This is a genomic window from Phytopseudomonas flavescens (assembly GCF_900100535.1).
Lineage (GTDB): Bacteria > Pseudomonadota > Gammaproteobacteria > Pseudomonadales > Pseudomonadaceae > Aquipseudomonas > Aquipseudomonas flavescens.
On the sequence record NZ_FNDG01000007.1, the window covers coordinates 187864 to 202879 of the forward strand.

7 protein-coding genes and 1 pseudogene are annotated in these 15016 nt (G+C 56.4%); all 8 read left to right on the forward strand.

From position 1 onward, the window contains the following. The first annotated feature begins 65 nt into the window (after nt 1–65). The 8 genes and pseudogenes from BLR94_RS11560 (at nt 66) to BLR94_RS11595 (ending at nt 14989) form a co-directional block, all read left to right on the forward strand. Nucleotides 66–1541: an ATP-binding protein gene (locus tag BLR94_RS11560; protein ID WP_084304901.1), complete on the forward strand. Its 1476-nt coding sequence runs from the start codon at nt 66–68 to the stop codon at nt 1539–1541. Next, nucleotides 1538–4213, forward strand: a complete 2676-nt coding sequence (locus tag BLR94_RS11565; RefSeq protein ID WP_084304902.1) for a Z1 domain-containing protein — start codon at nt 1538–1540, stop codon at nt 4211–4213. The genes BLR94_RS11560 and BLR94_RS11565 overlap by 4 nt, the downstream gene beginning before the upstream one ends. Continuing rightward, complete coding sequence (locus BLR94_RS11570; RefSeq protein WP_084304903.1) at nt 4206–5186, forward strand: PD-(D/E)XK motif protein; 981 nt, start codon at nt 4206–4208, stop codon at nt 5184–5186. Before BLR94_RS11565 ends, BLR94_RS11570 begins: the two co-directional genes overlap by 8 nt. Continuing rightward, nucleotides 5177–7246: an AIPR family protein gene (locus tag BLR94_RS11575; RefSeq protein ID WP_084304904.1), complete on the forward strand. Its 2070-nt coding sequence runs from the start codon at nt 5177–5179 to the stop codon at nt 7244–7246. Before BLR94_RS11570 ends, BLR94_RS11575 begins: the two co-directional genes overlap by 10 nt. Before the next feature lie 104 nt (nt 7247–7350). Next, complete coding sequence (locus BLR94_RS11580; RefSeq protein ID WP_090423696.1) at nt 7351–8049, forward strand: hypothetical protein; 699 nt, start codon at nt 7351–7353, stop codon at nt 8047–8049. Nucleotides 8050–9117: 1068 nt separating this feature from the next. Then, nucleotides 9118–12063 (forward strand): autotransporter outer membrane beta-barrel domain-containing protein, encoded by a 2946-nt coding sequence (locus BLR94_RS11585; RefSeq protein WP_084304983.1) that lies wholly within the window; start codon nt 9118–9120, stop codon nt 12061–12063. A 115-nt stretch (nt 12064–12178) separates the two neighbouring features. Continuing rightward, nucleotides 12179–12443: pseudogene (locus BLR94_RS11590) on the forward strand (hypothetical protein); the annotation flags it as partial. A 464-nt stretch (nt 12444–12907) separates the two neighbouring features. Beyond that, nucleotides 12908–14989, forward strand: a complete 2082-nt coding sequence (locus BLR94_RS11595) for a TonB-dependent siderophore receptor (RefSeq protein ID WP_420492680.1) — start codon at nt 12908–12910, stop codon at nt 14987–14989. Nucleotides 14990–15016 lie beyond the last annotated feature (27 nt).

Sequence of the window (15016 nt, forward strand, 5' to 3'; positions counted from 1 at the left end):
CTGCAAGACAATGTTCAGAAGCTTAGCATGCAGATGATTCGCGAGAAATCACGAGGGGAATATTGATGGCACGGGAACATAGGCATCCACCAAGCGCGGCTTGCCTTTCTGCGTCGATGAGGGATCTCGGGTATTCGCTCGAAACTGCCATTGCGGACCTGATTGACAACAGCATTTCCGCTGGCGCGGACTTGATCGACATCATCTGCGACGTCTCCAGCGAGCATCCTCTTGTCGTCATTCTCGACGACGGCAAGGGAATGACGGAAGGTGAACTGCTGGCTGCAATGCGTCACGGGACCGACAATCCCAGAAAGCACCGTTCGCCAAAGGACCTCGGGCGCTTTGGTCTGGGGCTAAAGACGGCGTCGTTCTCTCAGTGTCGTTCCCTGACAGTGGTGAGTACGAAGGATGGCCCCATCTGTGGCGCCGAATGGAACCTGGATCGCATCGATGCTGCAGACGACTGGATCCTGAGTCTTCTCGATGAGGTCGATATCCAGGTATTGCCTTATGTCGATCGCCTTGGCAAGCAAGGGACTGCCGTCATCTGGCGAGAACTTGACCGGTTGTTGGAAGACGAGGCAGGGGATCGTCGACAGGAAATCGTGAACGAGAAGCTTGAGGCGGTGGGGCGGCACCTGTCCCTCGTCTTTCATCGTTTTCTTTCGGGCGAGGTCAAGGGACATTCCAAAATCTCGCTCACTATCAACGGTCATCCCATTGCCGCATTCGATCCCTTCTGCAGAAAAAATCCGGCTACCCAGGTCCTTCCGGAGGAAATCGTTCGCATCGGTGATGCCGAGGTGCGCCTGCAGCCCTATGTGTTGCCACATCACAGCCGTCTCTCCGTGGTCGAGTACGACTACTACCAAAATCGCAGCGACTTTATCTCCAACCAGGGAGGTTATGTCTATCGGAACGGGCGCCTGATGGCGTGGGGAGATTGGTTCCGACTAGTGCCGAAGGGTGAGGCCACCAAGCTGGCGCGAGTGCAGATCGACTTCCCCAACAGTCTGGACGAAGCATGGACCATCGACATCAAGAAGTCGCGTGCTCGTCCGCCACATGCGGTGCGTGAGCGTCTGCGCCAGATCATTAGCAAGATCACCACCCGCAGCATGACGGTACATCGGGGGCGTGGACAGAGGCTGTTTCAGGAAGTCAGCGCCCCACTGTGGGAGCGATACGCTGATCAGACTAGGATCAGATATGCTTTGAACGGCTCTCATCCGCTTGTGCAGCGACTGCGGGACCGGCTCGACGGAGAAGGCATCCGGCATCTCGACCTTCTTATTGAAGCAACCTCAGCATCTCTGCCGGTCGAAATGGTGTATTCAGATTATTCGACCAATCCTCGTGAAGTGATTCAAGCGCCGGCAACTCAAGAGGTGCGGGATCGCCTATATGATCTAAAACGTGCGCTTTGGGGAGACCTACCAGGCAATGCGGAAGCATTCAGGGATATTGTCAGATCGACTCGATTATTTGACGCTCACAGCGAAATCGTCGAGGAATACATTCAAAAGGGATTCGCATGAGCGCACAAAGTGACAAAGAAAAAGTCGTGCTGGCGGCATTGATTGGAGCATTCGACGGTCAGGACAGTCTTCCGTCGCGCGAAGAGATCGCGGCCAAGGCTGCTGTTCTTTCCCCCCTTCTAGGGTTCGCCGGTGATCTTCGAAGCATCATCGCCGAAGCGGAGACAACGATTCCCTCGCGCATGAATGCAGGCGTCTCTTTGGTCGATGTTGACGCCGCTCACGACGAGGATTGGATTCACAAGCGTGAAATCGGTACGACGTATGCGGATGCCTACGGAGGATATCTCCGCAGTCAGGGCTGGAAGCCGACGGTCGTGAACACCCTCCTTAACGGCGACGGTTCAAAAATTCTAGGACTACTCCAGGATCCAACGAGTGATGGCGCATGGAGCCGCCGCGGGCTTGTCATTGGTCACGTTCAGTCCGGGAAAACTGCCAATTACATGGGGGTGATCGCGAAAGCTGCTGACGCCGGGTATAAATTTATCATCGTCATTGCCGGCATTCACAACAATCTTCGCAAGCAGACACAACAACGCGTTGATGAAGGATTTGTTGGGCGTTCCAGCGATCCGGCGGATCGTGTGAGTATCGGGGTCGGACTGGACAGGACCTACCCTAATCCGGTGACGCTTACAAACATCATCTCGGATTTCAACAAGCAGACAGCAGACAGAAGCGGCGCACAGCTAAACGATTTCAAGAAGCCCGTCATTATCGTCATCAAGAAAAACGTGAAGACGCTTGAGGCTTTGCACGTCTGGCTGCGCGAACTGAATGCGGCAGGAAGAGACCGCATCGCCGATGTTCCCATGCTGGTCATCGATGACGAGGCGGACAATGCGTCGATCAACACGAATAAGCCAGACATAAATCCGACGGCGACCAATTCGTGGATAAGGAAGATACTGCGTCTCTTCACCAAGAACTGCTACATCGGATACACCGCCACTCCATTCGCAAACATATTTATCGATCCCGACGCCTTCGATAAGGAGGCCTACGAAGAGCTATTTCCCAAAGACTTCGTTCATTCGCTGGATGCGCCGACAACCTATTTCGGACCCGAAAAGGTTTTTCTGAACGATGAAAGCAGCAATGCCATCCTTCGGAAGATCGCGGATTCCGAAGAATTTCTGCCCCTGTCGCATAAAAATGGCTCCCCTGTAGCAGAACTGCCTCCCAGTCTTTACAGAGCTATCGATCAGTTCATTGTTGCACGTGCCATTCGTAATCTCAGAGGTCAGACGGGTAAGCACTGCTCCATGCTGATAAACGTATCGCGCTTTGTGTCCGTACAGAAAGAGGTTAGAAGCTTCATAGGGCTGCGCTTGGATCGTATACGCGAGGCGGTGAAGGCCAATTACATGATGCCGGAAGCTACTTCCTCGAAAAATGAACACATGGCGCGACTGCGGGCGGAGTTCGATGCCGAGTTTGCAGAAAATGAGTTCGGTGAGCGGCATTACGGTTGGGATGAGGTGAGAGCCGCGCTCTGGGGTGTTTTCGAGAACTTGCGGACCTATGTGGTGAACAGCAAAAGCGACGAAGTTCTGGATTTCGCAAAGTATGAAAAGGAGGGCATTGGCCTGACCGCGATCGCTATCGGCGGTCTTAGTCTGTCGCGCGGCCTCACCATCGAAGGGTTGACGATCAGCTACATGTACCGCAATACAAAGATGTATGACACGTTAATGCAGATGGGGCGATGGTTCGGCTATCGGCCGGGCTACGAGGATGTCTGCCGTGTCTGGCTGCCCAACGACTCAATCAACTGGTACAAGCATATTGCGCTCGCGTCGGACGAACTTCGACAACAAATTACCAGGATGCGTCAGGCTGATATGAGTCCGAGAGATTTTGGGCTTTACGTAAAATCCCATCCCGACAGTCTCCTCGTCACGGCGGCCAATAAGATGCGTAGCGGTGAGAAGGTAGTCCTCAACCAGAATTTTACGGGTCTCCTTGTCGAGAGCTACGACCTTCCCCTCAGTCCAGATACAAATGCCGAAAACGAAGTGCTGATCGAGGAGTACTGGCGGGATGGCTTCGGTGGTGCGATTGAAGACACGAAACAGAAGGGATTTTTCATCCCGGATGTGGATGTCGAGAAGATTGACGAGTTCCTTCTTCGTTTCAAATCGCATAAAGATGCAAGGCAGAGGAAGATATCAGCGGTGGAGTATCTACGGGCCATTTCGGCGCAGTATCCGAAAGGTGACGTTCTCTTGATCTCCAAGGGGCCGTTCGATTCTGATAGATTTCGCCTCGGGACGCAGGAGCGGACGGCTGAAGACGCGACGCCTGATAAATGGCGCGTTTCAGGCTATCGCGTTGCCAGTCGGGGTGACGAGAAACTCGGCCTCACCCCGGAACAGATTGCAGCTGCCGAAAAGCTGGCAGCGGAGGATACGAAGAGCAAGTCGAAGAGGCCATCGGATATTCATTATCGGGTAGTGCGCGACAAGCCCCTGCTCATGCTTCATGTTCTGGAGCCAACGGATAAGGCGGAACTGGCAGGTTTCCGGGTTCCTGCATGGGGGCTGAGCTACCCTGATGGCTTGTACGGCGTCGAGATCGAAGTTATCGCGAACAAGGTCTGGATGGAGCAAATGTACGGATCGCTCGACGACGACCCTGACGTCGATGAGGATTATGACGATGAGTAAATTCGTGCCGTGGGACAGCATTCCTATCCCCTCGACTGACTTGAGCGTTCTTCGGGTAGCCGGAACTACCGGCATTCCTATCTACTGGGGACGTGACTCCACGGCGCATTGCCTGTTAATCATGGAGCTGGATGGCGACCACACCGTTCAATTTCGACGTGACCCAGTTTCGCTTCACGGGATCGCCATCGATCTCCGTAACGGTGGCACCTCCGAACGGCAGCGAATCGTCCTCAGGCTCGCCCGCCATATAGACAGTGATCTTTTCCTTGGCCTCTGTGAAACGCTTATTGGAGGTTTGAAAGATATCGCCGACTCCTCGACGGCGCTTGCTCTCACCCTCGCGCATTTGAAACGATGGAAGGCGTTTCTGGCTGGTCGGAATGCCCGGCTGCTCTCATCCGAGGAGGTTCGTGGTCTTTTCGGGGAGTTGCATATCCTGCGTATGCTCTATCAGGGCACGCTCACGCAGGCTGCAGCTGTTGATGCTTGGTGCGGACCGGACGCTTCCCATCAAGACTTTGTTTTTGGCAACCGAGCCATAGAAGTTAAATCGCTTTCAGGCCGAGAGCGCAGCACCGTCCGTATCTCGTCCGAAGATCAGCTTGAATCACTTGTCGATGAGCTGTTCTTGCTGACGCAGCTCCTCAGCGATATGCCTGATGCCCAAGACGCACTGTCGTTGAACGGGCTCGTCGCACTAATCGAAAGTGAGCTGATGGACGCCGAGGCAATCGAACAGTTCGCAGATAAGCTGGCGAGCATGAGTTATGCGCCACTCGCTGAATATGATGTTCCACGCTTTGTCGTGAGTGGACTTCAGGGATACCGCGTGACCGATGCCTTCCCGCGACTGATACGTTCGGAGCTACCACAGGGGGTCGCCAATTTGTCATACGATCTCATGCTAGAAGCTATTGCACCGTTCTCATGTGATCAGACAGATATTTTCGTGGGCTTTAAATGGGGATGAGCGCCGAGGAGTTCTTCCACGACTTTCGGCAGGAACTGTTGGCCGGTGCCGAAGCAAATCGCATATTTCAGCTTGATGAGTTTATGGAAACAGTCGCTTCTGAACTCGTCGAAACAGGCTTTACGGAGGGTTTCGAACTCTGCCATTTTCGGGCGCAGCGGGGCATGCGCGTGGATGGCTACTGGTTCAATGACGAAGGAGTCCTGGACCTATTCATCGCGGACTTCGATTCCAGAAACGAGTTGACATCCCTCACTAAGACGGAGGCAGATGCAGCGTTTAGGCGTGTTGCCAACTTCTTCGAGGCTAGTGCTAACAAAGCCCTGGCCTCAGAACTGGAAGTCACTTCGCCGGAGTACGGTCTTTCCAGACAGATTGCGGATCGCAAGGATGCCATTCGGCAGGTAAACCTGATTCTCTTCTCCGAGCGCATGCTCAGTGAGAGAATCCAGGCGCTTCCCGATACGGAACTGGCCGGTATTCCGGTCACCCACCACATCTGGGACATCTCACGACTTCATCGTCAGCGAACCTCACGCAGCCACAAGGAACCACTCGATCTCGACTTCGAGCAAATGTTCGGCAAGGGAATTGCCTGTCTTCCTGCCCACCTAGGGACCGATGCCTACCAGTCCTATCTTATGGTCATGCCTGCAGATGTGCTGGCGACGCTGTACGAACGATTCGGAGCGCGCCTGCTGGAACAGAACGTCCGGACATTCCTGCAGGCTCGCGGCAATGTAAACCAAGGAATACGGGCAACGATCCTGAACGAGCCAGGAATGTTCTTTGCCTACAATAACGGGATCACGGCCACTGCGCAGAGTGTCGAGATCGAGACAGCGGATTCCAGTCTGGCGATCACAAGGGTTGTCGACCTCCAGATCGTCAATGGTGGGCAGACCACTGCATCGCTGTTCCATACGCGAAAGCGGGACAAGGCGGACCTTTCCCAGATATTCGTTCAGATGAAGCTGTCCGTCATCGACAACCAGCAAAGCGAGATGGTCGTGCCGAAGATATCAGAGTACGCGAACACCCAGAATCGGGTGAATGCTGCTGACTTCTTCTCGAATCATCCATTCCATGTGCGGATGGAAGGATTCTCACGACGCATCTGGGCGCCGGCCCAGAGGGGAGCCCCGCGTGAGACGCGCTGGTTCTACGAGCGTGCACGTGGTCAGTACGCCGATTCACAGTCGAAGCTTACACCTGCAGAGCAGCGTCGCTTCAAGGCCGAGCATCCCAAGCAGCAGATGTTCACCAAGACGGATCTCGCGAAATTCGAGAATGTTTGGGATGATCATCCTAGATGGGTCAATCTTGGCTCTCAGAAGAACTTTGCGCGCTACGCCGCGCGAATCGGCATCGAGTGGGAGAAGTCATCCGATGGGTTCAACGAGTTCTATTACAAGCGAGCAGTTGCTCGTGGACTGATCTTCCGCGCCACTGAGAGGCTCGTGTCTGCACAGCATTGGTACAACGGAGGCTACCGGGCTAATATCGTGGCTTATACGCTGGCCGTGCTAAGCGAGCTCGCGAGGCGAAGGAACGCCTGTGTGGACTTTCTGAGAATATGGAATGCACAGGGCGTAAACTCTGTTCTCGAAAGTGCCATTGCTGCCGTCTCCGCGGTCGTGAACGAGGACATCATCAGGCCTCCGGCAGGCATCTCAAACATCTCCGAATGGTGCAAGAGGGAGGCATGCTGGACGCGGATTCAGGCTCGGATCGACGAGGTTGATAATCTGCTTCCTCCCGAGTTTCATAGTCAGCTTTTGTCACTCGACGATCAGGTGAGGGAGGTCAGGTCTGCGAGGCAAACGCAGAAGATCGACAACGGTATCGAAGCGCAGCGGCATGTGCTGGCTGTTCCCGCAGGCGAGTGGGCTCGCCTCCATCAGGCCCTCCTCGAACGAGAGCTTCTCACGCCTAAGGAAGTTGGGATTCTCAAGATTGCCATGCAAATCCCTGCGAAGCTTCCTACCGAGAAGCAGTGTGCGGTTCTTCTTGATGTCCTTGACAGAGGACGGGCAGAGGGCATTGAGGTTAGTGGGTGAGTTCCGTGCGCGGGGTTGGGCTGCACAAGACACTCCACTGTCAGGGGAAGGGAACAGCACGATGATGCGAGATGGCTTCGGGTGTGCTAAGGCTCTGACTTCGCATGAACGACCCTCGAAAACTCTTTGTGGACAAACGTCTCACTGGCTATTGTGTGTACTGCGGTGCTGAACCGACGACACGAGATCATTGTCCGTCGAAGGTCCTGCTGGATGAACCGTTCCCCGCGGATCTGCCCGTCGTACCTGCCTGCGCTGAGTGCAACCGGTCTTTCTCGCTGGACGAACAGTATCTGGCCTGCTTCATCGAGTGCGTCATCTGCGGCACGGCAGATCCGCCCGGCGTGAAGAGGGCGAATGTGAGCAGGATTCTTCGTGCGGTACCACTGCTGGCTAGCAGGATCCGAGCCGCGCTGTCCACGAACGAAGATGGCCAGAAGACTTGGCAGCCGAACATGGATCGTGTCCGAAATGTCGTCGTTAAGTTGGCGCGTGGTCATCTGGATTACGAGTTGGGCGTTCAGGAGTTGGTTGACCCCGATGAGATCCATGTGATGCCTCTTGCTCTCATGAGCCATGAGCACCGCGAATTCTTCGAATGTCCAGAGTCCGACGTCATCACTACCTGGCCGGAGCTCGGTTCCAGGGCTTTCATGTGTGCGATTCCATCGGGAGAACGAATTATCGATAACTGGATCGACGTGCAGGGCGGACGCTATCGCTATTTGGTGGGGCAGTCAGATGGCAACTTCGTGCACATCGTATTGAGCGAATATTTGGCGTGCAGGATCGTCTGGTTTTGATCGTCGTGAACCGAGTCGGTTGGAGTGTCCTGCGGGGCGTATGAGGAGCGATACATGCATGTCGAAGAGAGGTTGTATGAAACCTACGAGCTCTGCGCCGTCGGACGAAGTGCTGATCTACCGACTGGACTTCCTGTATTCTTCAAACTGATTGACTACGGGCCTGAAAGAATCGACGCCCCGCAATTCGCTCCATCTTCCGCGCCAGCGAAAGATGGGCGTTTCTGACGGTAAACGCGACGGTAGCGGCCCATGTCGATCACTGCAAATCCTTTAACCACGCGGACTTGCGTGGCTTGTTGATGATCGAGTGGGAGTGATCCCACTGCCAGCATCGGCTGGCACCCTGTAGCAGGAAATACCCCGAAGCCCGCTTGATTGCGGGCTTTTGGTTTTTAATGCTCGGTCGTTATGGCGTGGATACGTCACGATTGCGCTAGCTAAGAAGCGCTTGGTTGAAGCTGAAAGATGGTTTCGGCTCGTCGCTCACCCGCCAAATAGAAGACGTGTGCCAAGGCCGTAGCAAGGCTGCAGAAGAATGGCCAAGCGGATATCAGATGGCGTGAGCTGCGCCGATCTGTTTACGAGCGCGAGCTCAGGCTGCAATCCGATAATCGGAAACGGGTGGAGTCAGCATGAGCATTTGTGAACGTTGACCGATGCGGCCTCGGAGCGAGGAGCGCCAGCAGCGGTCGTGTGTTCTCGCGAGATTGTGACGGAGATGTTCCTCCGCCGATCGAGCGTGGTCAGCATGCCTCTGGTTATGGGCTGAAGCGCTCCGGCAGGTCGCTGCCAGGCTGCCCTCCGACCTGTCACCGCGCCGTACAACTGTCCGGGCTTATGCACCAAACCTAGTGCATGCATGCTATATCCATTGCAACTGCGCCTCCTGATACTCCCATCGTTAGCAACCTGCCTAACGGAAACGCTTAGCCCTCGGGGCTGAGCAGCCACCTTCGTGGCCTTTATGGAGTATCTGGAGTCGCTATGAATCCCTTGTTCAGAATATCCCCTCTTGCTTTTGCGATTACTCTTGCATTGCTGTCGGAGGCTCAGGCAGCGGACTACATTCTCACCGATGGTCAGGAAACCTTCAGCAGCGACCGCGTAATCGATGGCTCGATCAACGTTCGGTCAACTGACGGCAACACCTCCAGCCTCACTATCAACAGCGGCGCAACCGTGACCAGCGAAGGCGGCAACATTGTTGGCCAAGCCAGCCGTACGGGCGTCAATCCGGCCCAGGCCAGCGTGTTGGTCGAAGGGGCGGGTTCGCGCTGGATCGTGCCCCGCACTTCATTTGTGCTGGGTAACACGATCGTTGTCGGTGGTGTCGGTCAAGGCGACCTGACCGTTCGCAACGGGGGCCAGGTGTCGGTGCGGGATCTGGATCTGGGTGATGTGAACGGTGCCCTCTCCAACGCATTTTCGAACGCCCAACTGCTCGTGAGTGGCCAGAACTCCCTGGTCGACGCGGTCAATATCGAGGCCGGTGGGGTATTTGTCTACAGGTCGGGCATAACGGCCAATGATGGCGGGAAAATCAACAGCCAGCAGGTCGACATCGACTCCGTCGTCAGGCTCTCCGATGCTGGAACCCGCTGGGACAACAGCGGTGTTTTCAGAAACAGAAACGATCTTACGCTCGAGAATGGCGCCGTACTGACGACCGACTCACTCTTGTTGGGCTCGGCCGTTGTCAACCGCAGTAATCAGGTGACTATTTCCGGACAAGGCACACGCCTGACAACGCAAAGCATGACGCTCGGCACCGGCACCACCCGCACCTACCTGACACTTTCCGACGGTGCCGAGTTGAGCGCCACTAACGGTATCCTCATCAGCACCATAAACGACATCAACAGTGCGACACGGGGCACACTTGCCGTAGGCGGCTCGGTCGTGGCCGATCCCAACCGTTCCGATATCGATTCCGTGACCGCCGGAGCCGCTCAGGCGGCCGGCCGGCTGGACCCACAAACCGCCATTCGCTTCGGTACCGTCAACGGGCACCTGGCGTTCAACCATACGGACACCGATCTGCAAGTCGCCAACACGTTGAGCGGAACGGGCCGAGTGTATGCGTTCAACGGCAATACCACCCTGAGCGGCGACCTTACCGGGCTGGCCGGTAGTGTCGTTGTGCGCGGCGGGCGACTCGTACTGTCGGGTAACGTCGACCAAGTCAATCAGCGCGGCAATACGGCCACTACCCAAAGCCTTTCGCGGTTGAGCGTAGGCAACGGCACCCTCGTGGTCAACGGCACTGTGGGGCGTAACGAATTCGGGGTCTACACCAACAGCACCCAAGTATTGGACGGAGGCGTTCTGGCCGGTGTCGGTCAAGTGGGCACTACCGAAGTGGCGGCCGGCGGTACGTTATCGCCAGGTGAAAGCGCCATCGGTGCGCTGTCCATACAAGGCAACCTCGACATGGCTGCCGGCTCACGTTACGCGGCCGATATCGCTGGCGACGGCGGCGCAGATCGAATCAACGTGAGCGGCACGGCCACCCTGCGCGGTACGCAGGTCAACGTGACCGCACTGGATTCAGCGCAGAGTTATCAGAGCGGCAGGACCTACACCTTGCTCTCCGCGCAAGGCGGCTTGGTCGACGGCGCCGCCTCAGGAACCGCCTATGCCCAGGCGTTTACCAATTCGGCGTTCCTGAATGTCGGACTGCAGCGTACTGCCAATGATTTGAACCTGACCATCGAGCAAAAAAGCACAGCGCCTACACCGACCCCGGAGCCGACCCCGACGCCAGAGCCGACGCCAGAGCCGACTCCGACTCCGACTCCGACTCCGACTCCAGAGCCTACCCCTGAACCGACCCCGACGCCAGAGCCGACACCAACACCAACACCAACACCAGAGCCTACTCTGGGCATTTTCCAGACAGTCATGCTGACCGAAAACCAGTTCAATACAGCTGGCGCGCTGAGTGTATTGGAGCAAAGCGGCGAATCCCTGCGCCTCTATAACAACCTGCTGATTCTGGATGCCGAAAGCGCGCGTAATGCAGCAGATCAGCTATCCGGGGACTATCACGGCAGCACCTCGACTGCGCTGATCGCCAATAGCCAAGTGGTGTCCGGAGTGGTCGGGACTCGTGTGCGCAGTCTTCTGGATAGCGGGACGTTGCGCATGCCAGCCATGGCAATGAGCCTGATGCCCAGCACACCACCTAGCGAAAATGGCGCCTGGGTGCAGCCATTCGGCAACTGGACCAAGGTAGGCGGCGGCAACGGCGCCGGCGGTCTGCACCAAAGCACGGGCGGCCTGCTGTTCGGTGCCGATGGTAGTTTCACCCCGGATTGGCGCGGTGGCGTCTATGGCGGCTACAGCCGTTCGAAGTTCGATGCCGATGACAGTGATGCCGAGGGTCACAGCGACAACTATCATCTTGGTCTCTATACCGGTGGCGAGATCGACGCCCTGCGCCTCAGCGCAGATGTCGGTTACACCTGGCACCGTCTGGAGAGCGAGCGGAATGTCGCTTTTGCCGGGTTCAGTGATCGCCTGACCGGCAAGCGCGACGCCCAATCGCTGCAGGCAAGTGGCGAAGTGGCCTACCGCATACCCGTTGACCGCGTGGTGCTGGAGCCTTTCGCCGGCCTTTCCTACGTGCGCTACGATGCCAAGGATATGCACGAAAAAGGCGGGGCGGCTGCTCTGGACGTGTCCAGCGACAAGCAGGACACCGTCTTCTCAACGCTGGGCCTGCGCGCGTCGACGAACGCCCGTGTAGCGAACCTCGATACGCAGCTCTACGGCTCATTGGGATGGCGGCGTGCCTATGGTGATCTGGATCCGCGAAACGTTCAGTCCTTTGCAGGCGGTCCAAACTTCGAAGTGCAAGGTGTCGCCCAGACCCGCGACACGGCTCTGACTGAAGTGGGGGCGAAACTACGCTTGAATCAACAGACTGATCTGGGCCTGTCCTATCAAGGACAGTTCGGTTCCGACACGCGTTTCCACTCGGTTAACGCGGGGGTGACCGTCCGCTTCTGACCGAAACTGCAGCGTCGGGCTGGATGATCACTCGGGTAGTTTCGCCTCGAGTGGCATCCGGCCCGAACTCATTGAATAGCCTTTTTCGACGTGAAGCTTTGGCGATGTCCCGTTGGGGCACGGCGCCGACCCCGATGTCAGCAACGCAGGGTTCGATACCTATGCCGACGCAGGTGGAAATTTCATCGACTTGGCGGATACCTATCGATTCGGCCACTCCGAGCAATTGCTTCGAGGATCTCGCCCGCGCTGGCAATATTCTGTACGCGGGGCTGTCGGACTTCGCCGTCTGGCCCCTCGCTCATGCTGCCACGCTGAGCGAACTCACCCACACCCTCCCAATTGCTGAGGCGTCGTTCGAGCACAGCCTGATCCATCGTCGACACCAGCGCACGGCGTTGGCCAGAGCGGCGTTCGATCACTCGGCGATGATGGTTGTGGATAATCCCGCTCTGAGAGCTGTTGGTAGTCACTGTTAACAATAACCAGAAGCCCGCTCGATTGCGGGCTTTTTCCATTCTGCGCTCGGCATTTTCCAGCTGCGCTGCGTACCGCGAGGCAGCGCTCTCCTTGATCAAACCGTCGAGCTGCGTTCCTGTCCGGATCTTTTTGAAAAAGAGTGGCGGGATTCACCGGCGAATCCGGCCTGTATGTGAATGACTATCGTTGTGATAGCTATTTTTGAATATCATGAGTTGTACGATCTCTGCCGAGTCGTCGCGACAACGCTGAACAGGGCTAGCGGCGCAAGCCCGCAAACAATCCAAGGATCTTGAGCATGACCGATAGTAAAAACGGGGTTATCAACGCACACGCCTCCTGGCAGCGTGCCGCGACGGCAGCTATGTTCTGCGCCCCGCTGGTGGCTGTTCCCCTCGGTGTGAATGCCCAGGAGGCGATCACCATCGGGGAGGAGGAGAGCTATCGCCTCGCACCGATCATCGTGAACTCCAAGGCTGCGGCGAGTGACGATGCCAACTCGGTAGTCGCTCAGGAACTCTGGGTGGGCGGCAAGGTGGCTACCAGCATCCTCAACACACCGGCTTCCGTGTCCGTGATCACGCAAAAAGAAATCGAGCAGCGCAGCGTCAGTACTACCGAAGAGCTCCTGCAATACACACCGGGCATCATCACCGACTACTACGGCACTGATGACCGTAACGACTATTTCAAGATCCGCGGCTTTCAGGCCACCACTTATCGCGATGGTCTGACCCTTGGTTCGATGCGTGGCGTCCGTGAAGACCCATTCGCCTATGAGCGTGTCGAGGTGCTGCGCGGCGCAAACTCCACACTGTTTGGCGCGGCCGATCCAGGTGGCTCGGTGAACTTCGTGACCAAGAAACCGCGCTTCGAGAAGTTCGGGCAGGTCTATGCAACCTATGGTTCCTTCAACCACAAGGAAACTGGCATCGACGTTGGTGATTCTTTGAATGCGGATCAGACCCTTGCCTACCGCTTCACCGGCAAGCTTCAGGACAGCGACCGCGAGTACGATCACTCCCGTGACGACAACGGTCTGGTCATGGGCGGGCTCACCTGGGCACCGACTGCCTTTACCTCTGCGACCTTGGTCGTGGATCATCTCAAGACCAAGAGCACGCCAAACAGTGGTGGTTACCCGCTGGATCGGGAGTACGACCGCAGCGACTTCTTCGGTGAGCCTGGCTACAACTTCCATGAAGTCGAACGCACCAATATCAATGGCAGCTTCAGCCACGACTTCGACAATGGTTTCGTTCTGCGCAGCAACCTGCGTTACAGCGAGCTGACGGATGATTTCGGTTATGTCTATCTGAACGGTGTTCGCACCGGTGACACGCTAGGGCGTGACGCTTTCGGCACTGATAGCGAAGCAGAGCAGCTCAATGGCAACCTGATGCTGCAATATGACGCCCGCTTCGAGAACATCGACAGCAGCACCATGGTAGGAGTGGAGTACGGCGATTCTTCGTCTGACAGCAGCTCCATCTATCAAGGTGTTGGCCCGATCAGCGTGACCAACCCCGTCTACACGGGCGCACCTGTTGGGTTGCAGCCCTATCTGCGCGACAAGCGCGAGTACACTACCAAAGCGGTTTTCCTGCAGCAGAACTTGTCGTTCTATGAGCGTTTTATCGTCACTGCTGGTGTACGTAACGACTCCATGGATTTATCCAGCAAGGGCTTCAATAACTTCAACACCATTCCAGAGTTTGACGATAGCGACAGCTTTTCCGAAACCTCTTATCGTGGCGCGCTGACTTACATCGTTACCGACGAGGTTTCCACTTACGTCAGTATGGTGGAGTCTGTTTCGCCACCCGAAATCGGCGTTACCCCGAAGCGTGGCAAGCAGTATGAAGCTGGCGTGAAGTACTCTCCAATGGGTATGAATGCGCTGTTCTCGGCTGCCATCTACGACCTGACGCAGGAGAACGTATCTATTGCCGTTGTCGTACCTGGTGGCGGAATTCAGCAGCAGACTGTTGGTGAGACGAATGTGCGTGGCCTCGACCTGGAGGCAAAGGCTGAGCTGACCGAGAATCTGAGCCTGGTTGGTGGATACTCCTACATGAAGTCGGACGTGACCCGTGGTGCGCTGCAGAGTGGTTCGGGCATCGTCTCCATCAAAGGCAATGAGTTCGAAGTAACGCCACGGCATTCCGCGTCGCTCTGGACTTACTACAGTGTGCCGGGCACGAAAATGGATGTCGGGTTGGGTGCCCGTTACACCGGCTCTTACTATTTCAATGCCTTCAACACCGGCAAAAGCGAAGCAACCACGCTGTACGATGCCGCGTTCAACTACAACATCGCCAAAGGCACCGACCTGGCGCTTAACGTCAGCAACCTGCTCGACGAGCAGCATGTGGTCGGCTCCGGTACCGCCAACTACTACAATCCAGGCCGCGAAATCACGGCCAAGGTAAGTTACAACTGGTAATCCGGTAGATCGTCGCCCGAGCGGTTT